Source organism: Blastococcus sp. PRF04-17 (genome assembly GCF_023016265.1).
GTDB lineage: Bacteria > Actinomycetota > Actinomycetes > Mycobacteriales > Geodermatophilaceae > Blastococcus_B.
Genome location: NZ_CP095412.1, coordinates 4,035,239 through 4,058,833, shown reverse-complemented (window position 1 = coordinate 4,058,833; position 23,595 = coordinate 4,035,239). Strand labels below are relative to the sequence as shown.

Genomic DNA, 23,595 nt, shown 5'->3' with positions numbered 1-23,595 from the left:
AACCACCGATCCCCGAGGACATCGCACCCCGTGAACCCGCGCACCACCGACCTGATCACGCCCGCCGAGCTGGCCGCCCGGTCCGCCGGCGCCGCACGCACGCTCGTCGACGTGCGCACCCCGGCCGAGTACGAGACCGCGCACATCCCCGGCTCGATCAACATCCCGCTGCCGCTCGTGCAGGCCCACGCCGACCAGCTCGCCGGCGACCTGGACGGGCCGGTCGTGCTCGTCTGCCAGGCCGGCGGCCGCGCCCGAACCGCGCACACCGCGCTGACCGCGGCCGGCGCGCAGCAGCTGACGGTCCTCGACGGCGGCATCGGCGCGCACACCACCGCCGGGCAGCCGGTCCGCCGCGGCCGTCCCCGCTGGGCGCTGGAACGCCAGGTCCGCCTGGTCGCCGGGAGCCTGGTCGCCGGCAGCATCCTGGCCAGCCTCCGCTTCCCGACGGCCCGGTTTCTCGCCGGCGGCATCGGCGCCGGCCTCGCCACCGCCGCGCTCACCGACACCTGCGCGATGGGCGCGGCGCTGGCCAAGCTGCCGTACAACCGCGGCGGCCGCCCGGTCACCCTCGACGACGCCCGGGAAGCGCTGCGGTCGTGATCGTCGCCGTCGTCGCCGGGCTGGTCATCGGCGCGCTCGTCGGCCTGCTCGGCGGCGGCGGCTCCATCCTCGCCGTCCCGGCCCTGGTCTACGCCGCCGGCCAGGACCTGCGCCAGGCCGTCGCCACGTCCCTGCTGGTCGTCGGCATCACCTCGCTGGTCGCGGTGCTGCCCCGCCTGCGCGCGCGCCAGATCGCCTGGCGGATCGCGGTCCTGTTCGGCGCGACCGGCGCCGCGACCGCCTTCGCCGGCGCCGCGGTCAACCGGCTGCTGCCCGACGAACTGGTCCTCGGTCTGTTCGCCGCCCTCATGATCGGCGCCGGCGTGCGGATGCTGGCCGAGAAGCCGGCCACCGGCGCGGCCTGCGCGGTCGACGGCGGCCGGGTCAACTGGCGCCGCTGCTTGCCGCGCACCCTGGCCGGCGGGCTGGTCGTCGGGTTCCTCACCGGCCTGCTCGGCGTCGGCGGCGGCTTCCTCATCATCCCTGTGCTGGTCGTCGTGCTCGGCCTGCCGATGACCACCGCGATCGGCACGTCCCTGGTGATCATCGCGGCCAACTCGGCCGCCGGGTTCGCCGCGCACGCCGGCGAGGCGCCCCTGGACGTACCGGTCACCGTCGCGTTCACCGCCGCGGCCGTCGTCACCGCGCTGGCCGCCGGCCGGCTCGCCACCCGGGTCGACATCGCCCGGCTGCGCCGCTGGTTCGCCTACCTGGTCTTCACCGTCGCCGCCGGCATCCTCGTTCAGATCACCGCTGGGCTGCTCGGCTGACCGGGGGTGCCGGCAGATTCCACACCCTGCGGCGTGCGCCTCGCCCGGCCGTGCTGCGTGTCGCCGGCATCGCAGGCGGGAACGTGCCCAGACATGCGCCGGGGCCCTCACGACGTTCGTGAGGGCCCCGGTCCGTGGTAGCGGGGGCAGGATTCGAACCTGCGACCTCTGGGTTATGAGCCCAGCGAGCTACCGAGCTGCTCCACCCCGCGTCGGTGGCCTCACCCTACCAGCCGCCTCGGGGAGGGTGCGGGCGCCCGCACCCTCCCCCAGCGATCATCCCCCAGCGATCATCCGCCGCCGTCGGCGGCCTGCTGGGCGGCCTGGTAGGCGTCGACCGCCGCCTGCAGGTCCTCCAGCGCCTGCCCCTGGGCCGCGAAGTCACCGGACCGCTGAGCCGTCCGCAGCGCCTGCAGCGCGGCGTCGAGGTTGGCGACCGCCTGGGCGAGATCCGGGTCGGCCGTCGTCCCTCCGCCCGCGGGCGGCGGGGTGGGCGGATCGGCCGGGTCGGTCGGCTCCGGCTCACCGACGTCCCCGTCGTCGGGGACGTTGTCGCTGTCGACGGCGACCTCACCCGCCCCGGCGCCGAAGACCTGGTCGAGCGCCTCGGACAGGGTGTTGGCGTACCCGATCCGGTCACCGAAGTTGACCAGCACCCGCTGCAGCAGCGGGAAGCCGCTCTCCCCGGCGGCCCGCACGTAGAGCGGCTCCACGTAGAGCAGCCCGGCGTCGCCGATCGGCAGGGTCAGCAGGTTGCCGAACACGGCATCGGAGTTCTCGCTGTCGAACAGCGTGAGGTCCGGTCGCACCTGGTTGTTGCTCAGGAACGCGTTCTGCACCTGCTGCGGACCGCGGAACGGCGTGTTCCCCGGGAGTTGCAGCACCTGGATCTGCCCGTACGTCTCCGGGTCGCTGGACGCGGAGACGAACGACGACAGGTTGTCCCGCCGGAACGCGTTGAGGGCGCTGGTCAGCTGGAAGCTGGCGCGGTCGTCCCCCGGCCGCTGGGCGAGGATGTAGTACGGCGGCTGGTCCTGGTCGGTGTTCTGGGTCGGGTCGCTCGGGATCTGCCAGCGGTCGCTGCCCTCGTAGAAGGCGATGGGATCGTCCACGTGGTAGCGGGTGAGGATCGCCCGCTGCACCTTGAACAGGTCCTCCGGGTAGCGCACGTGGCTGATGAGCTCCTCGGACATCTCCTCCTTCGGCTGCACGACGCCCGGGAACGCCTTCATGTAGGTCCGGAGGACGGGATCCTCGGTGTCCCACTCGTAGAGCGTGACCGTGCCGTCGTAGGCGTCGACGGTCGCCTTCACCGAGTTGCGGATGTAGTTCACCGTCTCGTTGGGCAGTGCCGCGGTGCCGGTGCCGGTGAGCGCGTCGGAGGTCGCCTCGCCGAGCTCCATCTGTTCGGCGTACGGGAAGGAGTCCGACGTCGTGTAGCCGTCGAGGATCCAGACGATCCGCCCGTCGATCACGGCGGGGTACGGGTCGCCGTCGACCTCCAGGAACGGTGCCGCCTTCTCGACCCGGTTGCGCGGGTCGCGGACGTAGAGAACCTTCGACTCGTCGTTGACCGCGCTCGAGAGCAGGAAGTTGCGCTCGCGGTAGTAGATGGCGAAGGTCAGCTGCCGGAAGAAGCTCCCGACGTCGACGCCACCCTCTCCGCTGTAGGTGTTGTTGATCTGGCGCTCGTCGGACCCGCCCTCGGGCTGGTCGAACTCGCGGGGGGCGGCCCCCTCCGGGGCGCCGACGACGGAGTAGTCCAGCATCAGCTCGCCGTAGTAGACCCGCGACTCCTCGGGCACGATCTCGCCGCGGACCGGCAGGTCGCGGGTCGTGAAGTTGGGCTCGCCGCCCTCGGTGCCGGCCACCACCTCGTTCGCCGGGGCAGCGACGAACCCGTTGCCGTGGGTGTAGACGGTGTGCCGGTTGATCCAGGTGCTCTGGTTCTCGCTCAGCCCGGCGCTGTTCAGCTCGCGGACGGCGACGACGTAGTCGCGGATCTCGCCGTCGATCTCGTACCGGTCGATGTCCAGCTTCTCCGGGAACCCGTAGACGTTGCGGATCTGCTGGCGCGCGGTGAACGTGTCGGCGAGGACGTTCGGGTCCAGCAACCGCGCGTTCGGGATGGTCTCGGTGTCGTTGCGCAGCTCGCGGAGCACCACCTGCGGGTCGACCTCGTCACCCGTGGTCTCCTGCGCGTACTGGACGTAGTCGATGTCGGAGAGACCGTAGGCGTCGCGCGTGGCCTCGATCGCCCGCTCGATGTAGGGCGCCTCCTTCTCGTTGGCGCTGGGCTTGACCACGAACTGCTGCACGACCGCCGGGTAGGCGACGCCGATGACCAGGCTGATCACCAGCAGCAGCCCCAGGGCGCCGGCCGGCAGCAGGAAGTTGCGCACGAAGATGTTGGCGAAGAACGCCAGGGCACAGCCCGCCGCGACGAAGACCAGGATCGTCTTGGGCACCAGCAGCGCGTTGATGTCGGTGTAACCGGCGCCGGTGAAGATCTCCTCGCTGCGGTCGGAGTACACCAGCCCGTAGCGGTCCAGCCAGTAGGCCACGGCCTTCAGCGCCGCGAACAGGCCCAGGAGCACCGACAGCTGCACCCGGGCGGCGGCGGTCAGCTTCTGTCCCGGAGTTTGCAGGCGCAGCCCGCCGAACACGTAGTGGGTCAGCAGCGAGCCGATCAACGCCAGCAGCACGATCGCGAAGCCGAAGCCCAGCAGCAGCCGGTAGAAGGGGTAGTCGAAGACGAAGAACGAGATGTCGATGCCGAACTCCGGGTCCGTGCGTCCGAAGTTCGTGCTGTTGCGATACATCAGCCAGGTCTGCCAGCTGCCCTGCGCGGTGAAGCCGGCGAACAGCCCGAGCACGACGGCGACGGCGGTGAGCACCAGGCCGCGGCGGGGCTCGAGCGACTGCCGGTAGCGCTCGAGGTTCTGCTGCTCCAGCGACATCGGCCGGAACGTCGGGCGGAACCGGTAGGCCAGGTAGACGGCCAGCGCCACCAGTCCGCCGGTGGCGACGCCGGCCACGGCGAACAGCAGCGCCCGGGTCTGCAGCTCGGTCCAGAAGACGTCGGTGTAGTCGGTCTCGTCGAACCAGAGGTAGTCCACGTAGACGTTGGTCAGCGTGCCGATCGCCGTGAAGAGCACGAGCAGGACGGCGACCGCGCCGAGGACCAGCTTCGCGCGCCGCGACAGGGTCGGCACCGGCACAGGGGGCCGCATGGCCACGAGCGCTCTCCTTCAATTGCAGCTTCGGTGTCGGCACTGCCGCACCAGGTACGTGGGAACCGCCGCCGTCCGGCGAGGTTCCCGCTCATCCCAGCACAACGCTCCGGCGACTCCCGGGTTCCCACCGTCGAAACGGGTCTCGCCCAGCCACCGGTCGGTCCCCGTCGTCGCTCAGCAGGTCTCGGGGGTCCGGCCGGCCCCGAAGTCGGCGAGTGCCTCCAGCGCGTCCTCCAGGGTCGCGACCTTGGCCAGCGGGAAGCCGGGATCGTCGGCGGCCAGCGCCTCGGCGCAGTTGCCCGCCGGCACCAGGAAGAGCTCCGCGTCGATCTCGGCAGCGGCCACCATCTTCAGCGCGATACCGCCGATCGGGCCGACCTCGCCGTCCATGCTGATCGTGCCGCTCCCCGCGATCACGGCGCCGCCGGTCAGGTCGTCGTCCCCGACCAGGTCGAGGATGCCCAGGGCGAGCATCAGGCCGGCCGAGGGACCTCCGACGTCCTCCACCTGGATGTCGACGTCGAACGGGGCCGACGGCTGCTCGAGGATGGTGATCCCGAGCAGCGACCCCTGGCGGTCCTCCGCCCGTTTCGTGGTGACCGTCGCGGTGCCGGGCTCGCCGAGCCGCGTGTAGGACACGGTGATCTCCGTGCCACCCGGGATGGAGCTGAGCACCTCGTCGAGTGCCTCGGTGTCCGGTGTCGGACGGCCGTCGATCGCCTCGAGCGCGTCACCCTCCTCGAGTGCGCCCTCCGAGGGCGAGTCCTCCGCGAACCCCTGGACGACGACCTTCACCGGGTAGCCCAGGTGCCCGAGGGCGACGCTCTGCGCCGCCTGCTCCGAGGTGAGGAACGCCTGGCGATTGGCGCGGCGGGTGTCCTCCTCGGTCTGGTCCGGCGGGTAGACCGCCTCCTCGGGGACGACGCTCACCTCGTCGTCGAACCAGCCACGGACGGCCTGGACGAGGCTGAGCCCGCCCCTGCTGACGCCCACCGTGGTGAGGTTCAGGTTGCCCTGGACCTCGTTCGGCTCCCGGCCCACGATGCGGATGATCGGCTCGCCGTCGATGTCACCGAGGGTGTTGAACGTCGGCCCGGGCACCTGGGCGACGTACGGCACGGGCAGCGTCGTGCCGAGCAGGCCGAACAGCACCAGGAGCACGACACCGGCGGTGAGGACGGCAGTCCGACGGGTCACGACGGGCCAGCCTATGTGCAGTTCCTGTGCGACGACGTCCGCCCACGGCGGAACCATGGACGGGATCCTCGCGGCCGCCGCAACGGGAAGATCACACGGTTACCGTGGACGCATGAGTGACGTGCCGTTCGGCTTCGGCAAGCCCGACCGCGATCCCGAGCGCCGGGAGCCCACCGGCGGCAACCCGGCCGACCCGTTCGGGCTCGGCGCCCTGTTCGGCTCGGTCGCCGGCGGCGGGTCGCCCGAGGACCTGATGAGCAAGATGCCGCTGTTCGCCGAGCTGCAGAAGCTGATGAGCTGGTCGGGCGGCCCGGTCAACTGGGATCTCGCCCGGCAGGGCGCCATCAGCCAGCTCGCCGCTGGGCACCAGCCCTCCTCCGACGGCGAGCGGGCCGCGGTCGCCGAGGCGCTGCGGCTGGCCGACCTCTGGCTCGACCAGGTGACCGACCTTCCGTCGGGTGTCGAGCGGACGGCGGCCTGGTCGCGGGTCGAGTGGGTGGAGCAGACGCTGCCCCAGTGGGGTGCCCTCATCGACCCGCTGGCCGAGAAGGTGGTGGCCGCGATGACCAGCGCCCTGCCCCAGGAGGCCGCGATGGCCTTCGGGCCGGTCGCCGGGATCATGGGCCGGATGGGCGGCATGATGTTCGGGGCGCAGGTCGGCCAGGCCCTCGGCAAGCTCGCCGACGAGGTGGTCACGAGCACCGACGTGGGCCTTCCCCTGGCTCCGGCGGGCACCGCGGTGCTCGTTCCGCAGAACGTGGCCGAGTTCGCCGCCGGGCTGGACCGGCCCGCCGACGAGGTGCGGCTGTTCCTCGCCCTGCGCGAGGCCGCCTCGCAGCGGCTGTTCGCCCACGTGCCGTGGCTGCGCCAGCAGCTGCAGGACGCCGTCCACGCCTACGCCCGCGGCATCACGATCGACCGCGAGGCGATCGAGCGGGGCCTCACCGAGGCGATGTCCGGCATGGAGGGCGGCATCGACCCGAGCAACCCGGAGAGCATCCAGCAGTTGCTCGGCAGCGGGGTGCTCGAGCCCGAGGAGACGCCCGAGCAGCAGATGGCGCTGCGGCGGCTGGAGACCTTGCTGGCCCTGGTCGAGGGTTGGGTGGACACCGTGGTCGCCGAAGCGGCCAAGGACCGGCTGCCGGGCCACTCGGCGCTCGCCGAGACCATGCGCCGGCGCCGCGCCTCGGGTGGTCCGGCCGAGCAGACCTTCGCCACCCTCGTCGGGCTGGAGCTGCGGCCCCGCCGGCTCCGCGACGCCGCCACCGTGTGGGGCGCGATGACCCAGCAGCACGGGGCCGATTCCCGCGACCGGCTCTGGTCGCACCCGGACCTGCTGCCGACGTCCGACGACCTCGACGAGCCGCTGGACTTCGTGGCCCGGCAGGGTCTGGACGACGAGCTGCGAGCGCTGACGGCGGACGACGCCGAGCCGGAGAAGCCCGAGGACGAGTAAGGCCCCCTCCACTGCACTCGCCGCGAGCGTGCGAGGCGGCTCGGAGGGGGTCCTTCCTCAGTCGACGAGGTCGAGGGCGTCCCCGGCCGCGGCGCCGGCGGTGGCGGCGAGCTCGACGCCCTCCAGGAACCCGCGCGCCCGCTCGGCCTTCGGGTACCGGGCGACCAGCGCCCAGAAGTTCTCGTCGTGGCCGGGCTCGAGCAGGTGGACGAGCTCGTGCACGAGCACGTAGTCGACGACGTAGTCGGGCATCGAGCGCAACCGGCTCGACAGCCGGATGCTGCGGTCGGCCGGGGTGCAGGAGCCCCAGCGGCGGTGCTGGTTGTCCACCCAGCGCACGCTGACCGGCTCGGCCAGCCCGTCCAGGTGGGCCGCCGAGAGCGCCCGGGCGCGCACCATGAGCTCCTCGTCGCCGCCGAGCGACTTCCTGCGTCGCTCCTCGCGGGTCTGCAGCTTGGCGACCATCTGGGCGACCCAGCGCCGCTCCTCCGCCGGGCTGAACGCGGCGGGGATGAGCACGACCGTGCGGCCCAGCTCGCGGTAGGCGGTGACCGTGCGGCGCCGGCGGGCGCTGCGCCGCACCTCGACGACGTCGCCCTCGGTGCCCGGAACGGGCATCCCCCCGGTCTCGGCCGCTCCGTGGCCCTTGCGGGACGCCGGCACCGCACGCCGCATTCCGCCGACCGGCATTCCACCGACCGGCAGGGCGCCGGCCGGGCCGAGGGACGCCGACGCGTCGGGAGTCGATCCGGGCACGGAGGCACCGTAAGCCACCGCGCCGACCGTTCGCCTCCGCGGAGGCACCCACTCGGGTGCAGATCGCACGGACGGTGGACACGACCGCCGCTCTCCCCGGTGACAACGATTGCGGAGCGTGCCCGTCCACAGGTCATGGCGCGGCGTCCGCGCAGGTCATCGAGCCAGTTTCCAGAACCGGCCGGTCACCCTCCATCGGCTCGTCCCCGCCCCGCGCACAGGGACACGCCGTCGCGTCCCCATGCCGTCCACACCGCTGTCCACAGGCTGTGGGCGGCCGTCGCGATCATCCCGGGCCGCCCCCGGTTCCCCTGCGCCCGCGCACGGGTAGCGTGCCTGCGCAACGGCGCCCGGCGCGCGTGCCGAGGCACCCCGAGGACGAGGAGATCCCGTGGCGGAGAGCTACAACGGCTACTGCGTGAAGTGCAAGGAGAAGCGCGACTTCGACGGCGAGGTCAAGGTCAGCGAATCCGGTCGCCGCATGGCGCAGGGCACCTGCCCCGTGTGCGGCACCAAGATGAACCGGATCCTCGGGAAGGCCTAGTAGCCCCGTCCAGAGGCTCGCCCCGAGCGGCGGCGCCCCTCGGGGGCGCCGCCGTTCGTCGTACGGGGGCCTGTGGACGACGCCAGCGATCACGGCCGGTCCGCTGCGACGCTGCCCGGGTGAGCGAGACCTCCCATCCTCTGCTGCCTGCCGCCGTCCCCCTGCTGCGCGACGGCCGGGACGCCGTGCAGGTCGGGGGTGTCGACTCCTCCGACGGTGTCCTCCTCGGCCCCGACGGCGCGCGGCTGGCTGCGCTGCTGCGGACCCTGGACGGGCGGCGCGCCCGGCGCGCCGTGCTCGCCGACGCGGCCGCCCAGGGGCTGGACCCCGCGAGCATCGCCCGTGTGCTGGACGGGCTGCGGTCGGCGGAGCTGCTCGTGGACCTCGACCCGGCCGACCTGCTCGCCGCGGACGCCGGCCCGGCGGCCGCGGCCCGCACGGGAGCGGAGCTGCACTCGGCGCTCGGGCGAGTGCCGGGGGCGTGGCGGGCGCGTCGCAGCGCTGTCGTGGTGGTGGAGGGCGCGACGCGGGTCGGCGTGCCGTTGGCCGCGGTGCTCGCCGCCAGCGGCGTGGGCCGGGTGAGCGTCGCGGACTCCGGGCTCACGGCAGCGGCGGACGCCGTCGTCGGCGGGCTGAGCGCCGACGACGAGGGCCGGCCCCGCTCGCTGGCCGCGGCCGACGCCGTCCGCCGGGCCAGTCCCCTGACCGACCTGCGACCGCCGCCGCCGGGTGCAGCGGCGGACCTGGTGGTGCTCGCCCGGCCGTGGGCGGCGTCGGATCCGCTGGTGGCGGGCATCCACCGAGCCGGCGTACCGCACCTGGTCGCGACGGTCCGTGGGGAGACCGGAGTCGTCGGCCCGTTCGTCGTCCCGGGGAGGACGAGCTGCCTGCGGTGCGCCGATCTGCACCGGCGGGACGCCGACCCACGGTGGCCGCGGCTGGCCGCCCAGCTCACCGCGACCGAGGCGCCGCCGAGCGGCGCGACGGTGACCTGCCTGATGACCGCGGCCATCGCGGCACTCCAGGTGCTGGCCTTCCTCGACGGGAGCAGCGCCCCGTCGACACTCGACGCGACGGTCGAGCTGGCTCCGCCGCACCTCCTCCCCCGAGCCCGGTCCTGGCTCGCGCACCGGGGGTGCGACTGCGGGGCGGCTGCGCGCACCGACCGGCCCACGTGGACAGCCACCCGCCCGGGCGACGCCACCGCCCCTCCTGCGGGCGCGGACGAGGCCCGGCAGGGAACAATGGGCGGCTGACCGAGCTCACGGGCTCACCGAGACGACATGGCGCCGACAGGGTGGTCGGCGCATTCGAGGAGGACGCGTGAGCGACGAAGGACCGGTGATGCCGCGCGGCTCGGTCTCGCGGACGGCGCGGCTGGCCTCGCTCCCTCTCGGAGCCGCGGGTCGCGCCACGCTCGGGCTCGGCAAGCGACTCTCGGGCCGACCCGCCGACGCCGTCACCGCGGAGCTGCAGCAGCGCACCGCGGAGCAGCTGTTCGCCGTCCTCGGCCAGCTCAAGGGCGGGGCGATGAAGCTCGGCCAGACCCTCTCCGTCTTCGAGGCCGCCGTGCCCGAGGAGGTCGCCGCGCCGTACCGCGAGGCACTGGTGAAGCTCCAGGAGGAGGCGCCGCCGATGCCGGTGCGCACCGTGCACGCGGTGCTGGCCCAGCAGCTCGGCGGCACGTGGCGGCAACGCTTCCGCGAGTTCGACGACCAGCCCGCAGCGGCCGCCAGCATCGGCCAGGTGCACCGTGCCACGTGGCGGGACGGCCGCGACGTCGCCGTGAAGATCCAGTACCCCGGTGCGGCGACGGCGCTGATGGCCGATCTCAACCAGCTGGCCCGCTTCGCGCGACTGTTTGCCGCTCTCTTCCCGGGCCTGGACGTCAAGCCGCTGATCGCCGAGCTCAAGGCGCGGGTGGTCGAGGAACTGGACTACACCCTGGAGGCCGACGCACAGCGCCAGTTCGCCGCCGCCTACGCAGGGGACGAACAGGTCGCCGTCCCCCGCGTCGTCGCCAGCGCACCCAAGGTGATCGTGTCCGAGTGGCTCGACGGCACGCCGCTGTCGCGGATCATCACCGAGGGCACCCGCGAGCAGCGCGACCACGCCGGGCACCTGCTGGCAGTGCTGCACTTCTCGGCACCGCAGCGCGCCGGCCTGCTGCACGCCGACCCGCATCCGGGCAACTTCCGGCTGCTCGCCGACGGCCGGCTGGGGGTCATCGACTTCGGCGCCACCGCGCGCCTGCCCGACGGCCACCCCGAGCCGATCGGCCGGCTGCTGCGCTGGGCGCTGGCGGGCAAGGCCGACGAGGTGCTCGCCGACCTGCGCACCGAGGGGTTCGTGCGGCCGAGCATGGAGGTCGACGCGCAGGGCGTGCTGGAGTACCTCAGCCCGCTGCTGGACCCGCTGCGCGACCGCCACTTCCACTTCACCCGGGCGTGGATGCAGGAGCAGGCCGCGCGGATCGCCGATCCGCGCAACGACGCGAGCCGGCTGGGTCGGCAGCTCAACCTGCCGCCGGCGTACCTCCTGATCCACCGGGTGACCATCGGATCGATCGGCGTGCTGTGCCAGCTCGACGCGGCCGGCGACTTCCGCGGCGTCCTGGAGGAATGGCTCCCCGGCTTCGTCGAGTGAGGGGCCGGCCGCCACCTGGATGCAACCCGTCGTCGAACCGCAGCGTTGACGATGGCTCGCGCACACTCGCGCCTTCCGCGTCGGCTGTCCCTGAGCGGCCCACTCAGGGACACCGAGTCGCAGCGCCCCTCGGATTGGTCCGGCTGCCGAACAGTGTGCGCCAAGTACCCGTTTCCGGCCTGAAAACTGGTCCTCAGCGCCCAATGTTCGGGGAGCAGATGCGGTCCCTGAAGCCGCGCTCAGGGACGCCGAGGACGTGCTTAGGACGCGGGTCAGTCCTGACTCTCTACGTCGGCGAGGCCGGGTCCCGGGACGCACTCGGGAGCGTCCGGGACCCGGCCTCGGCTCGGGAGCAGGCGGGTGACCGACCTGTTCGGCCGGCTCCGCCGGGTCGTGCCCGTCTCAGAAGACGGCGGCGTTGGCCCTCGCGGCACGGCGAGCCGCGCGCTCCGCGCGGCGAACCGCCCGGCGGGCCACGTAGAGCCGACGCGCGCGGGTGGCGGCCTCGGCCTCGGCCTGCAGCTCGCTCATTCGGCTGCGTGCCAGGTCGTGCTCGAGCATGTTCATGGCAGTTCCTTCTCGATGAGTCGTCGGTCCCCGCGCTCGGCGGGGCAGATCTGGTGTCGTGCCTGCTGTCGGGCGCTCACGCGGCGACAACCTTGCGGGGGCGTCCCCGCGGCCGCTTCCGCGCGATGACCGCGCCGCGCTCGAAGATCTCGCCGCCCCAGACACCCCAGGGCTCGGCGCGGTCCAGGGCGCCGGCGAGGCAGGCGTCCCGGATCGGGCAGTCGCCGCACAGGACCTTGGCCTGTTCGAGCTGGGCAGGGCTCTCGGCGAACCACAGCTCCGGGTCCTCCACCCGGCACGGCAGGGGGCGCCGGACCGGTGCAGGGCTCGCGGGGACATGTGGCCGCCTCGGGGGGAATCCCCCGGTCCAGGGGAGCCCGGGTCGGCGGTGGGACGTCGGGCGGGCGATCGTCTGCTGCACTGCCGCTCCTCCTCGTTCTCGTCGTCTGCGATGTCTCTCGCCGGCGATGGCGGGCGTCGCTAGGACCCGCCGACCGGTGGTCGGTGGCCGGGTGCCGCAGACATGAGAAAGGCCGCGGATCCCGGGGTTCGGGTTCCGCGGCCTCGTGGAGGACCGGTCGAGCGGCTAGCTCAGCGGTCTCCTCGAGGGATGGATCCCGAGGGTGTCGTCGTTCGTGGCACCGAGGTCGTTCTGGGTGCCGATGTAGTTGTGCTCGTGGGTCTGGGTGCCGGTGGTCAGGCCGGTCTCGGCGTCCTGACGGAGGCGGACGGCGGTGCCGACGGTGGGCACACCCGTCCCCTGGACCGGGACGAAGGTGGGCGCGATCTCGACGACCGGCGAGGCGACGCCGAACGGCATGCCGAAGCCCGCGCACGCGGGCGCGTCGAAACCGCCCAGGCCGAGGAGGCCGGCGGGGGCGCTGGTCCACGTCATGCTGGTCATCGGTGCCCCCTCCCTTCTCGGACGTCGTCCCGGCCCGGCGGCCGGGAGCACGGGGCAGTGCGTGTGTGCGGAGACACTATGGCGCCGTCGCGGAGACCGGGTCAATCCAATTAACGGCGAGTTCATCGCGCGGTGTCGAGGAGGCCGCTCAGGCCCAGTCTCAGCCGCTGACGGCGGCCAGCACGTCCGCGCCGTAGAGCTCGAGCTTGCGGGCGCCGATCCCGGGCAGACCAGACAGCTCGCGGAGGCTGCCGGGACGGGTCTCCGCGATGGCCTGCAGCGTCGCGTCGGTGAACACGACGTAAGCCGGGACCGACGCGGACTGGGCCGCCTGGCTGCGCCATGCGCGCAGCCGCTCGAACAGCTCGCCGGCCTCGCCCTCCAGCACGACCTTCTGCTTCTTCGCCGGGCGCCGGCCGGCGGGCGCGGTCGGACCGGAGTCCGGCGCCAGCCCGGTGAGGAACCGGCTGCGCGGCCGGGCCCGCTTCGCGCCCGGGTTGCGGGCCAGCGACCACGAGAGGGCCAGCTGCTCCCGGGCCCGGGTGACCGCCACGTAGAGCAGCCGCCGTTCCTCCTCGACGGCCTCGGGCCGGGAGAGCGACTGCGCGATCGGGACGACGCCGTCGACGAGCCCCACCACGAAGACCGCGTCCCACTCCAGGCCCTTGGCGGCGTGCATCGACGCCAGGGTGACGCCCTGGACGGTGGGCGCGTGCTGCGCGTTCGCGCGCTCCGCCAGGTGCGCCACGAAGCCGGGCAGGTCGAGCGCCGGGTTCTCGGCCACGAGGTCGACCGCGAGATCCACCAGCGCGGCCAGCGACTGCCACCGGTCGCGGGCGGCGCCGCCGGCCGGCGGCCGGTGCTCGACCCAGCCGGTGGAGGCGAGGACGTCGCGGACCGTGGGCACCAGTGCTCCCGGCTCGCTGCCGCCCGCCGCGGCACCGCGCAGCAGCAGCACCGCCTCGCGCACCTCGGGGCGCTCGAAGAACCGCTCCCCGCCCTTGAGCACGTACGGCACCCCGACGTCGGTCAGCGCGTTCTCGTAGACCTCGGACTGGGCGTTGATCCGGAAGAGGACGGCGATCTCGGCGGCCGGCGTCCCCTCGTCGACGAGCGCCCTGCAGCGGGCGGCGACAGCCGCGGCCTCGGCCGGCTCGTCGGGGTACTCGACGAAGGTGGGCTCGACCCCGTCGGCCCGCTGGCCGAGGAGCCGCAGACCGGGCAGGCCCTTGCGCCTGGGGGCCTGGCCGATCAGCCGGTTGGCCAGGGCCACCACCTGAGGCGTCGAGCGGTAGTCGCGCTCGAGCTTGACCACCTCGGCGTCGGGATAGCGGTCGGCGAACCCGAGCAGGTAGTCGGGGTCGGCGCCGGTGAAGCTGTAGATCGTCTGGTTCGGGTCCCCGACGACGCAGACGTCGGCGCGCCCGCCCAGCCATGCGTCCAGGAGCCGCTGCTGCAGCGGGTTGACGTCCTGGTACTCGTCGACGACGAAGTGCCGGTACTGCCCGCGCACCTGGCGGGCGACGTCGGGGTGCTCCTCCAGCGCGTAGGCGGTCACCAGCAGCAGGTCCTCGAAGTCGAGGGCGCCGTCGCGCTGCTTGGCCGACTCGTAGCTCGCGTAGACCGCGGCCACGGCGGCCGCCTCGAACGGCGGCTCGCGGCCGGCGGCCTTCGCCCGTGCCGGGTAGTCGTCAGGGGTGGCGAGCGTCGTCTTCGCCCACTCGATCTCGCTGGCGAGGTCGCGCAGGCTGGTGCGGTCGGTCGACAGCCGCGAGCGGCTCGCCGCCGACGCGACCAGCCGCAGCTTGTTCTCCACCAGGCCGGGCATCGGGCCGCCGAGCACCCGGGGGGCGAAGTAGCGGAGCTGGCGCATGGCCGCGGCGTGGAAGGTGCGGGCCTGCACGCCGCCGACGTCCAGTGCGGCCAGCCGACCGCGGAGCTCACCCGCCGCCCGCGCGGTGAAGGTCACCGCCAGCACCTGCTCGGGCACGTAGACGCCGGTGTGGACGCCGTAGGCGATGCGGTGGGTGATCGTGCGCGTCTTGCCGGTTCCGGCCCCGGCCAGGATGCAGACCGGCCCGCTGACCGCCTGCGCGGCGCTGCGCTGCTCGTCGTCCAGCGCGTCCAGCACGGCCTCGGCACGGGTGGGGGCGCCGGCGCGCGCGGCGTCGGTCTGCGTCATCACCGTCCCCCCTCCGCGTGTCGCCCGTGTCGCCGCCGATCCTCCCAGGAGCCGGCGACGGTCCAGGGAAGCATCCCCAGGGTGGGAACGTTGACCCGGACACAGGGCAGATACGACGCGTGTTCCTGCCGACACAGCGTGCCACCCTCACGGGGGGTGGACCCGCTTCGCACTAACAGGGAGGATCCCCCTCGATGAGCGCCGCCCCCACTCCCGACACCGCTGCTGTCACCATGTTCACGACGACGTGGTGCGGCTACTGCGTCCGGCTCAAGAAGCTGATGCAGCGTGAGGGGATCGAGTTCGCCGAGGTGGACATCGAGCAGGACGACCAGGCTGCGCAGCTGGTGATGCAGGCCAACGGCGGCAACCGCACGGTGCCGACGCTGCTGTTCACCGACGGCACCGCTCTGACCAACCCGAGCATCGACCAGGTGAAGGCCCAGCTGGGCCGAGCCGCGGAGGCGTGAGCAGGAGTGATCCCCGGTCCCCGGCCCTCGAAGGGGCACGACAGCCCCTCTGCGGGCCGCGACCGCGACGCAGGAGAGAGAACTCCGGCGGAGGGCTCGCGCCCGAGTGCCGGTGATCACGGCGAGCACGCGAAGCCCTGCACGCCCGTCTCGCTCACCCGCACCGCGCGCGGCTGGACCGTCGTCTCCCCCACCGGCATCGATCTGGCGGCCGACCTGGTCGAGGGCATGTCGCTCGCCGACCTCGTCGCCGAGGAGCTCGGCACGCTGACCGAGCCCGATCGCACGGCCCGCCGCTCCGCCCGTGGCGCTCCGCAGTCCCCCGAGGACGACGACCCGGTGGACGCCCGCGTGGCGGCCCTGGAGCGGACGGTCGCCCAGCTCGAGCACGCCCTCGCTGCCCGGGTCTCGACCGAACGCGCCATCGGCGTGCTCGCCGAGCGGCACGGCATCAGCGCACGGGCGGCCTTCGAGACGCTCCGGCGCGACGCGCGGTCGCACGGCCGACCGGTGGTCGAGCTGGCCCGCGAGGTGCTCGACAGCCTGGCGACCGACGGCCAGCGCGCACCCGAGCCGACTCCCCCGCCACCCTCCTCGGCCGACGGTGGGCCCCAGGGGCGCTCCGTCCCGGCCCCCGCCGGACGCCGTCCCGGCGCCGTGTGCGCTCCGGTCGTCCCGCCGGTGCCGCGCGTGCCGGCCGCCTCGATGACCGCCGTCGCGGACGGCCGGTCCTGACCCGGCCGGAGCCGCTCACCCCGGAGGCCCTGGCCACGCGCCTGTCCGAGCTCCTCGCCGGCACACCGGCCGATCCCGGCACGGCAGCCCTGCGCGTCGCCGTCGACGGGCCGGACGTCGCCGCGCCCGACCGGCTCGCCGCAGCCGTCGCCGAGCAGCTGCCGGCGCTCGGGCGTCCGGCGGTCGTGGTCCCGGCCACCGGGTTCTACCGGCCGGCCTCGCTGCGTCTCGAGCACGGCCGCACCGATCCCGACGCCCGCTACACCGACTGGCTGGACGGCGGAGCACTCGCCCGGGAGGTGCTGAACCCCCTCGGCCCGGGCGGAACCGGGATGTACCTACCTGCTCTGTGGGACCTCGAGCGGGACCGCGCGGTGCGAGCCGTGCCGCAGCCGATGCCGGCCGACGGGGTGCTGCTGGTGCCCGGCGCGCTGCTGCAGGGCATCGGGCTGGCCTTCGACGTCGTGGTCCACCTGCGGGTCGGGCCGGCCGCCCGTCGCCGTCTCACCCCTCCGGACCAGGCCTGGGAGCTCCCCGCGTTCGACCGGTACGACGACGAGGTGGACCCGGTCTCGCTCGCCGACGCCGTCGTCCTCGCCGACCATCCTGCGCGTCCGGCGCTCCTCCTGGCCGGCCGCTACGCCGGCTAGTCGAACCCGCCGGCTACTCGAACCCGCCGGCTAGTCGAACTCGCCGGCCACCCACCGGTCCAGGATGTGCCGGGCGATCGAGACCGGCGGCGGCAGGGCGCGGGGACCTTCACCGGAGCGCAGTTCGTCGCGGGTGAACCAGCGGGCCTCCTCGATCTCGTCGGGGTCCAGCCGCAGCTCGCGGTCGCCGTCCGCCCGGGCGACGAAGCCCAGCATCAGCGACTGCGGGAAGGGCCACGGCTGGCTCCCGACGTACCGGATGTCGGTGACGGTCAGCCCGACCTCCTCGGCCACCTCCCGGGCCACCGCGCCTTCCGCCGACTCACCCGGCTCCACGAATCCGGCCAGGATGGAGAACCGGCCGGGCGGCCACACCGCCTGGCGGCCGAGGACGACGCGGTCACCGCCGTCGTGCACGAGCATGATCACCGCGGGGTCGGTCCGGGGGAACAGCTCGGTGCCCGTGGTGGGGTCGCGCTGCACCCAGCCGGACCGCTCGATCGTGGTCGCCGCACCCGTCAGCGGGCTGAACCGGTTGCGCTCGTGCCACTCCAGGATGCCGATGGCCTCGACCAGCAGTCCGGCGTCCAGGTCACCGAGCTCGGCACCGAGCTCGCGCAGGCCCGACCAGGTGTCGACCGGACGGCCGCCCACGCTCGGCGATCGCTCGCCGCGGACCGCCGCGAAGGCGACGCCGTCCGCCGTGCCCAGGAACACCGCTCCGGACGGCAACTCCCGGCGCTCGTCCCACAGCAGCCGCGGACCGTCCGGGCCCTCCTCGACGGGAACCGTCCGCCTGGCGTCGACGGTGAGCACCCGCACCGGCCGGCCGCCGGCCGGGTCGGGCAGCGACCGGGCGAGGTGCGCCCGGTCGTGCGCGATCCGGGCCAGCACGGGGACGGCGCCGGCCGACGCGGGGCTGCCCTCCGGCCACGCCTCGCGCGCCGGCCGCTCACCCGGCGGCGGGTTGTCCGCCGGAGTGCTGCCGCCCGCGGGAACGCTCATGCGCCCTCGGTGACGCCCACCGCGGCGAGCGCCCCCAGCGGTGCGGCCACCTTCTCGGCGTCCCCGACGATCACCGCGGTCAGGGAAGCCGCGGCCAGGTAGCGGCGGGAGGCGTCCTGGACCTCCTCGACCGTGACCGCGGCCAGCGCCTGCTGGTGCTCCGCGAGCCAGCCCACCGTCAGCCCCGACCCGATCAGCGCCGAGAGCGTGCTGGCCAGGCCGGCGTGCGTGGCCGTCGACAGCGCCATGCTGCCGAGGATGTAGCGACGAGCGCCGTCCAGCTCGGCCTCGGTGACCGGGGTGAGGGCCATCCGTCCCAGCTCGTACCAGGTCTCCAGCAGCGCGGGACCGGTGACCTCGGTGGCCACGTCGGCCTCGACCAGGAAGGACGAGCCGGCGGTCTGGTGGTCGACGGAGCTGCGGGGGCTGTAGGTGTAGCCGCGCCGCTCCCGGATGTTCTCGACCAGGCGGGAGGAGAAGTAGCCGCCGAAGATCATGTTGGCCAGCCGGACGGCGGCCAGGTCCGGGTCGGTGCGGCCGGGCGCCGGACCGCCGAGGCGCAGGTTGGACTGCACCGCGCCGGGCCGGTCCACGAGCTCGATGCCGGGCAGCTGCCGGTCGGTCGCGAGCGGGGCCTCGACGGCGTGCCCGCTGCCCGACCAGCCCCCCAGCGCCGCCGCGACGGCGTCGGTCGCCGCACGCGGATCGAGGTCGCCCACCAGGACCAGGGCGCTGCCGGCCGGCAGGATGCGGCGGCCGTGCAGCGCCCGGAGCGCCGCACCGTCGACGGCCCCCACGAGCTCCTCGTCGGGCACGGTGATGGCGTACGGGTGGTCGCCGTAGCGCCGGCGGGCCAGCGCGGCCCGGGCGATGACGCCCGGCTGGGAACGGGCGATGGAGATGCGCTCGGCCACACGGTCCCGCTCGCCCACGACCTTGTCGTCGGGATAGGTCGCCGCGGTCAGCAGCTCGGCGACCACGCCCAGCACGGGCGCGAGACCCCCGGGCAGCAGCGTCGTGGCCAGCAGCAGCCGGTCGGGGTCGGTCGAGACCGACACCTCGGCGCCGTGGGTCTGGAGCAGCTGCGCGATGCCGGTCTGGTCGTGCGACGCCGTCCCCAGGAGGACCGCGCCGGACAGCACGGCACCCTGGGCGGTGTGGGTCGCCGCGTCGGCGGCGTCGGCCGCTGCGAAGGGCACCCGCAGGCGCAGCTCGATCAGCGGCACCCCGGGGCGCGGCACGACGACGACGCGCAGCCCGTTGGGCAGCGTCGTCTCCTCGGCCGCGGGGACCGGCTGCGGCCGCGGCTCGCCGAGCGGCGGGACCCGTGCGAGGTCGGGCGCGGCGGCGGTCATCGACGTCCTCCGGTGGCGCGCAGCTCCAGTACGGCGACCGTGCCGGGGTCGAGCCCCTGGGCCGCCGTCCGGACCTGGTCCGGGGTGACCGCGGCGAGCCGGGCGGCGAGCTCGCCGGCCAGCTCCGCGCGGCCGTGGATCAGCTCGGCCGCGGCGAACGCCAGGGTGCGGCCGAGCACCGAGTCGGCCTGCCGCAGCAGCTGGGCCTCGGTGCGGGCCTGGACCCGGCGGAGCTCGTCGGCGCCGACGCCGTCGGTGGCGATCCGCGCGACCTCCTCGTGCACCGCGCCGAGCACGCGCTCGGCCGGCACCCCCGCCGGGTGGTGCACCTGCGTGGTGAGCAGGGTCGCGTCGCGGACGTCGAACGGGTCGCCGAAGAGCCCCACGTAGCTGCTCTGCGCGATCGCGATGCGGTCGTCGTGCACGAGCCGGCGCTCGAGGCGCGAGGCGTCGCCCTCGCTGAGCAGCTCGGCGAGCAGGACGGTGCCCAGGTAGGTGTCGAAGTCGCCGACCGGGTCGGGCACCCGCCAGCCGAGTGCGACGGCGGGCGCGGTGGCGAGCGGGTCCTCGACGACGTCGGACCGCACCTGCGTGGGCCACGGTTCGCCGGTGGGCGGGGTGGGGGGGACGGCGCGGGCCTCCACCGGGCCGAACCAGCGCTGGACCAGCTTCTCGGTCTCGGCGACGTCGAGGTCACCGCCGATGCAGAGGACGGCGTTGCCCGGGGCGTAGTACGTGGAGAAGAAGTCGGCGGCGTCGTCCACCGTGGAGGACTCGAGGTCCACGAAGGAGCCGTAACCGTCGTGGGTGTTGGCGAAGCTCTCGAAGGCGATCTGCGGCAGTTGCAGCCACGGGAACGCGCCGTAGGGCCGGTTGAGCACGTTGACCCGGATCTCCTCCTTCACCACGTCGATCTGGTTGCGCAGGTTCTCCGCGGTGATGGCCGGCGCGGCCATGCGGTCGGCCTCGAGGAACAGCGCGCGCTCCAGCGCCTCGGCAGGCAGCGCCTCGTAGTAGTTCGTGTAGTCCTGGTGGGTCGAGCCGTTGAACGTGCCCCCGGCGGCTTGCACCAGGCGCGCGTGCTCCATCTTCGGCACGTTCGCCGAGCCCTGGAACATCATGTGCTCGAAGAGGTGGGCGAAGCCCGTGCGGCCCTCCGGCTCGTTGCGCATCCCGACGTCGTAGAAGACGCTCACGGCCACCACCGGCACGCTCCGGTCGGGAGCCAGGACGACGCGCAGGCCGTTGTCCAGCGTGAAGCGCTCCACCGGGTGCCGCAGGGTCAGTTCGGCCCCAGCACTAGTCACGAGCCGACAGTAACCGCGCCCGACGAGTGGGGCCCGGAGGGTGCCCGGTGTTACAGCACCTCGACGGCGCCGACGACGCGATCGATCACGCCGTAGAGCTCGGCGTGGGTGTTCGGGATCGAGACGTAGAGCAGCGCCGGCGCCGGACGGCCGACGTCGACCAGCAGCAACGCGGCCCGTTCGCCGGTCGCGTCGTAGCCGGGCGCGTTCCACGACAGCTGGAACTCGTACAGGTAGGCGGCGTGCCCGTCGACGGTGCGCTCCTCCTCCCGGAGCACCCGGCGCTCGTTCGGCTGCGGGTAGTAGTTGCCGCGGACGCTGTCGGCGACGGTGGCCACGGTGGAGGCCAGCGTGGCCGGCCCGCCCCAGCCGTAGCCGTCGGCGAGCGGCCCCGAGGTGCACTGGGCGATGAAGATCGTGTTGTCGGGGGTGAGCTCCTGGGTCGTGAAGTACTGCCCAGCGATGGAGGTGACCTCCGCCTGCGGGAAGAGATCGAACTCCAGCCACCCCTCACCCAGGTACGGGTACGAGATGCCCGCTGCCTCGTCGATGATCCGGACGGTGCCCGGGGGGAACGTCGAGGGTCCCGGGGCGGGCACGAGGGGTGGGACCGCGGCGGAGGACGACGACGTCGCGGCCGGGGAGCCCTCGCCGCCCGCGCTTCCGACGAGCAGCCCAGCGCCCACCACGAGGACGAGGACCAGCAGCGAGATCCCGATGACCCAGCCGATCCTGCCCGGACCGCCCGGGCCGGACGCGAGGAGCTCCGGCGGGTTCGCGGCGCCCGGGCGCACCGGCGGGGCCAGCAGCGGTGAGGCCTGGACCGCGACGCCGGGGCCGGCGGGCGTCGTCACGTCCGACCAGGTCACCCCGTTCCACCACCGCACCTGCCCGGCGGCGCCGTCGGGGTCGGGGTACCAGCCCGGCGGTGGGGCCGGCTGGGAGGGTCCGGTCACGGGATCACCCTAGGGCGGGGGCCAGTGGACGCCGCGGTTTCCCCGGGTAGCGTCGCCGCGCCATGACCGTCGAGCCCGCTGTCGTCGCCCGGCTGCGCGCGGCCGGCTGTGTGTTCGCCGAGGACGAGGCACGCCTGCTGCAGGCAGCCGCCGCGGACCCGGACACGCGGCAGGCACTGGTGGACCGCCGGGTGGCCGGTGAGCCGCTCGAGCACCTGCTGGGCTGGGCGGAGTTCCGCGGGCTGCGCGTCGAGGTCGACCCCGGCGTGTTCGTGCCGCGGCGGCGCACCGGCTACCTGGTCGAGCAAGCCGCTGCGCTTGCCCGCCCGGGCGCCGTGGTGGTGGACCTCTGCTGCGGCTCGGGCGCGGTGGGAGCGGCCCTGCTGGCCGAGGCACCCGGGATCGAGCTGCACGCCGCGGACGTCGACCCGACCGCCGTCCGGTGCGCCCGCCGGAACCTGCCCGGCCGCCCCGTGCACGTCGGCGACCTGTTCGAGGCCCTTCCCGCGGAGCTCCGGGGCCGCATCGACGTGCTCGTCGCGAACGTGCCCTACGTGCCGGCCGACGCCATCGCGCTGATGCCGCCCGAGGCGCGGCTGCACGAGCCGCCGATCGCCCTCGACGGCGGCGCCGACGGGCTGGCCGTCGCCCGCCGGCTGGTCGCGGGGGCGCCGTCCTGGCTGGCTCCGGGCGGCACCGTGCTGTTCGAGGCCGGCGAGGACCAGGTGCCGGCTGCGCTCTCGGCCCTCGCCGCTGCCGGGCTGACGGCGCGGGAGGCCGAGGACGGCGAGCGTGGCGCGACCGTCGTCCTCGGGACCAGGCCCTAGCGGGCCCCTACCGCGGCCAGCTCCCGCCACAGGTGGGCCGCCGCCTCGGCACCGCGGTGCAGCTGCGAGAGCAGCACCCGCTCGTTCGGCGAGTGGATGCGGTCGGTCGGCAGTCCGGCGCCGAGGAAGACCAGCGGCGCACCGAGCTGCTCGACGAGGTCGGCCTCCGGCCCGCTGCCGCCTTCCTTGAGGAACAGGACGTCCTCTGGCCGCGAGTCCCAGGCCTGCGCGATGGCCCGCAGCAGGGAGTCCATCCAGGGCGAGTCCAGGTCGCTGGCGCACGGCGCGACGCCGGCGGGCGGAGCGTGCACCTCGGCCTCGATGCCCTCGGGCAGGTTCGCCTCCACCCAGGCGTGCACCTGCGCGGCGACGTCCTCGGGTCGCTGGTCGGCGACGAGCCGGAAGGTCAGCTTGGCGTGCGCCTCGGCCGGGACGATCGTCTTGTGCCCTGGCCCCTGGTAACCGCCCCACATGCCGTTGACCTCGGCCGTGGGCCGGGCCCCGACCCGCTCGAGGGTGCTGAACCCCGCCTCGCCGGTCGTGGCGCGCGAGGCGGCCGGGCCGGCCAGCCACTCCTGCTCGTCGAAGGGCACCCGGGCCATGAGCTCGCGCTCCCGGTCGCTGAGCGGGCGAACCTTGTCGTAGAAGCCGGGCAGTGTCACCCGCCCCTGGTCGTCGTGCAGCGTCGCCAGCAGCTTGGCCATCGCGTGCAGCGGGTTGGGGACCGCGCCGCCGAAGGAGCCGGAGTGCAGGTCGACGGCCGGTCCGCGCAACGTGATCTCGGCGTCGGCCAGCCCGCGCATCGACGTCACCGCGCTCGGCAGGTCGGGCGCGGCCATGCCGGTGTCGCTCACGACGACCACGTCGCAGTCGAGCCGGTCGCGCCGCTCCCGGAGCAGATCGGCGAAGTGCGGGGAGCCGGACTCCTCCTCGCCCTCGATGAGCAGCTTGACCGTGACCGCCGGGGTGTCGCGCCCGGTCGCGGCGAGATGGGCGCGCATGCCGAGCAGGTGGAAGGCGACGTTGCCCTTGTCGTCGATGGCGCCCCGGGCGTGCAGCTCCGGTCCGTCGGGGCCGTCGACCCGCGTCGGCTCGAACGGCGGGTGGACCCACAGCTCGGGCGGGTCGACCGGCTGGACGTCGTGGTGCCCGTAGACCAGCGCGACGGGGGCGTCGGGGTCCTCCGACGGCCACTCGGCGAAGACGGCGGGCGCACCTGGCGTCGGCCAGATCTCGACGACCGGGAAGCCCGTGCGGCGCAGCGCCTCGGCCAGCCAGGCCGCGCTCTCGGCGACGTACGGGGCGTGCGCCGGGTCGGCCGAGATGGAGGGGATGCGCAACCACGCGTCCAGGTCGGCGTGCAGGTCGTCGAGATGGGCCCGGACGAAGTCGCGCTCGGCTTTCGAGGTCACGGAGCTGCTCACGATGG

22 protein-coding genes and 1 tRNA gene are annotated in these 23,595 nt (G+C 74.1%); 10 read left to right on the top strand and 13 right to left on the bottom strand.

Annotated features, from left to right (window positions below; translation table 11 throughout):
- Positions 1–30: 30 nt before the first annotated feature.
- Both MVA48_RS20610 and MVA48_RS20605 read left to right on the top strand, forming a co-directional pair.
- Complete coding sequence (locus tag MVA48_RS20610; protein ID WP_246983029.1) at positions 31–603, top strand: rhodanese-like domain-containing protein; 573 nt, start codon at positions 31–33, stop codon at positions 601–603.
- Positions 600–1,373 carry a sulfite exporter TauE/SafE family protein gene (locus tag MVA48_RS20605; protein WP_246983027.1) on the top strand — a complete coding sequence of 258 codons (774 nt, stop codon included), beginning with the start codon at positions 600–602 and terminating at the stop codon, positions 1,371–1,373. The genes MVA48_RS20610 and MVA48_RS20605 overlap by 4 nt, the downstream gene beginning before the upstream one ends.
- A gap of 135 nt (positions 1,374–1,508) precedes the next feature.
- Here the strand turns inward: MVA48_RS20605 and MVA48_RS20600 are convergent.
- From MVA48_RS20600 to MVA48_RS20590, 3 genes are all read right to left on the bottom strand, one after another.
- Positions 1,509–1,585: transfer RNA gene (locus tag MVA48_RS20600), tRNA-Met, on the bottom strand.
- Between the two features lie 78 nt (positions 1,586–1,663).
- Positions 1,664–4,606 carry a UPF0182 family membrane protein gene (locus MVA48_RS20595; RefSeq protein ID WP_246989322.1) on the bottom strand — a complete coding sequence of 981 codons (2,943 nt, stop codon included), beginning with the start codon at positions 4,604–4,606 and terminating at the stop codon, positions 1,664–1,666.
- Between the two features lie 177 nt (positions 4,607–4,783).
- A complete protein-coding gene (locus tag MVA48_RS20590) occupies positions 4,784–5,806 on the bottom strand; it encodes a YlbL family protein (RefSeq protein ID WP_246983024.1) in 1,023 nt (340 codons plus the stop codon).
- Positions 5,807–5,918: 112 nt separating this feature from the next.
- On the opposite strand from MVA48_RS20590, the gene MVA48_RS20585 reads away from it, so the two are divergent.
- The gene (locus MVA48_RS20585) at positions 5,919–7,262 is read left to right on the top strand and encodes a zinc-dependent metalloprotease (RefSeq protein WP_246983021.1); all 1,344 of its coding nucleotides are present in this window, start codon (positions 5,919–5,921) and stop codon (positions 7,260–7,262) included.
- Positions 7,263–7,319: 57 nt separating this feature from the next.
- Here MVA48_RS20585 and MVA48_RS20580 read toward each other — a convergent pair whose 3' ends face one another.
- A complete protein-coding gene (locus MVA48_RS20580; protein WP_246983018.1) occupies positions 7,320–8,018 on the bottom strand; it encodes a M48 metallopeptidase family protein in 699 nt (232 codons plus the stop codon).
- Positions 8,019–8,409: 391 nt separating this feature from the next.
- Between MVA48_RS20580 and MVA48_RS20575 the strand changes: the two genes are divergently transcribed.
- From MVA48_RS20575 to MVA48_RS20565, 3 genes are all read left to right on the top strand, one after another.
- Positions 8,410–8,562 (top strand): DUF5679 domain-containing protein, encoded by a 153-nt coding sequence (locus MVA48_RS20575; RefSeq protein WP_012950213.1) that lies wholly within the window; start codon positions 8,410–8,412, stop codon positions 8,560–8,562.
- A gap of 119 nt (positions 8,563–8,681) precedes the next feature.
- Entirely contained in the window at positions 8,682–9,818 is a 1,137-nt protein-coding gene (locus tag MVA48_RS20570) for a ThiF family adenylyltransferase (protein WP_246983015.1), read from the top strand.
- 67 nt (positions 9,819–9,885) lie between these two features.
- Positions 9,886–11,208 carry an ABC1 kinase family protein gene (locus tag MVA48_RS20565; protein WP_246983012.1) on the top strand — a complete coding sequence of 441 codons (1,323 nt, stop codon included), beginning with the start codon at positions 9,886–9,888 and terminating at the stop codon, positions 11,206–11,208.
- A gap of 402 nt (positions 11,209–11,610) precedes the next feature.
- On the opposite strand, the gene MVA48_RS20560 is transcribed toward MVA48_RS20565, so the two are convergent.
- From MVA48_RS20560 to MVA48_RS20545, 4 genes are all read right to left on the bottom strand, one after another.
- The gene (locus MVA48_RS20560; RefSeq protein ID WP_246983010.1) at positions 11,611–11,775 is read right to left on the bottom strand and encodes a hypothetical protein; all 165 of its coding nucleotides are present in this window, start codon (positions 11,773–11,775) and stop codon (positions 11,611–11,613) included.
- A gap of 76 nt (positions 11,776–11,851) precedes the next feature.
- Positions 11,852–12,067, bottom strand: a complete 216-nt coding sequence (locus MVA48_RS24355; protein ID WP_371821167.1) for a WhiB family transcriptional regulator — start codon at positions 12,065–12,067, stop codon at positions 11,852–11,854.
- 294 nt (positions 12,068–12,361) lie between these two features.
- Positions 12,362–12,679, bottom strand: coding sequence for a hypothetical protein (locus tag MVA48_RS20550; RefSeq protein ID WP_246983006.1), 318 nt, complete (start codon positions 12,677–12,679; stop codon positions 12,362–12,364).
- A 160-nt stretch (positions 12,680–12,839) separates the two neighbouring features.
- Entirely contained in the window at positions 12,840–14,861 is a 2,022-nt protein-coding gene (locus MVA48_RS20545) for an ATP-dependent helicase (RefSeq protein WP_246983005.1), read from the bottom strand.
- A 194-nt stretch (positions 14,862–15,055) separates the two neighbouring features.
- Here MVA48_RS20545 and MVA48_RS20540 point away from each other — a divergent pair, with 194 nt between their 5' ends.
- The 3 genes from MVA48_RS20540 to MVA48_RS20530 are packed head-to-tail and all read left to right on the top strand — an operon-like array spanning position 15,056 to position 16,716.
- Positions 15,056–15,331, top strand: a complete 276-nt coding sequence (locus tag MVA48_RS20540; protein WP_246983004.1) for a mycoredoxin — start codon at positions 15,056–15,058, stop codon at positions 15,329–15,331.
- 6 nt (positions 15,332–15,337) lie between these two features.
- A complete protein-coding gene (locus MVA48_RS20535; RefSeq protein ID WP_246983003.1) occupies positions 15,338–16,066 on the top strand; it encodes an ANTAR domain-containing protein in 729 nt (242 codons plus the stop codon).
- The gene (locus tag MVA48_RS20530) at positions 15,991–16,716 is read left to right on the top strand and encodes a uridine kinase (RefSeq protein WP_246983002.1); all 726 of its coding nucleotides are present in this window, start codon (positions 15,991–15,993) and stop codon (positions 16,714–16,716) included. The genes MVA48_RS20535 and MVA48_RS20530 overlap by 76 nt, the downstream gene beginning before the upstream one ends.
- Before the next feature lie 30 nt (positions 16,717–16,746).
- Here the strand turns inward: MVA48_RS20530 and nudC are convergent, their stop codons facing one another.
- The 4 genes from nudC to MVA48_RS20510 are packed head-to-tail and all read right to left on the bottom strand — an operon-like array spanning position 16,747 to position 21,339.
- Entirely contained in the window at positions 16,747–17,721 is a 975-nt protein-coding gene (gene nudC / locus MVA48_RS20525) for an NAD(+) diphosphatase (protein ID WP_246983001.1), read from the bottom strand.
- On the bottom strand, positions 17,718–19,076 hold the full coding sequence (locus tag MVA48_RS20520; protein ID WP_246982998.1) for a M16 family metallopeptidase: 1,359 nt from the start codon (positions 19,074–19,076) through the stop codon (positions 17,718–17,720). Before MVA48_RS20520 ends, nudC begins: the two co-directional genes overlap by 4 nt.
- A complete protein-coding gene (locus MVA48_RS20515; protein ID WP_246982997.1) occupies positions 19,073–20,383 on the bottom strand; it encodes a M16 family metallopeptidase in 1,311 nt (436 codons plus the stop codon). Before MVA48_RS20515 ends, MVA48_RS20520 begins: the two co-directional genes overlap by 4 nt.
- Before the next feature lie 50 nt (positions 20,384–20,433).
- Positions 20,434–21,339: a DUF2510 domain-containing protein gene (locus MVA48_RS20510; protein WP_246982995.1), complete on the bottom strand. Its 906-nt coding sequence runs from the start codon at positions 21,337–21,339 to the stop codon at positions 20,434–20,436.
- Positions 21,340–21,401: 62 nt separating this feature from the next.
- Here MVA48_RS20510 and MVA48_RS20505 point away from each other — a divergent pair, with 62 nt between their 5' ends.
- Positions 21,402–22,166, top strand: coding sequence for a putative protein N(5)-glutamine methyltransferase (locus MVA48_RS20505; RefSeq protein WP_246982992.1), 765 nt, complete (start codon positions 21,402–21,404; stop codon positions 22,164–22,166).
- On the opposite strand, the gene MVA48_RS20500 is transcribed toward MVA48_RS20505, so the two are convergent.
- Positions 22,163–23,590, bottom strand: coding sequence for a M20/M25/M40 family metallo-hydrolase (locus MVA48_RS20500; protein WP_246982991.1), 1,428 nt, complete (start codon positions 23,588–23,590; stop codon positions 22,163–22,165). The two genes, MVA48_RS20505 and MVA48_RS20500, sit on opposite strands and share 4 nt — an antisense overlap.
- Positions 23,591–23,595: the final 5 nt, after the last annotated feature.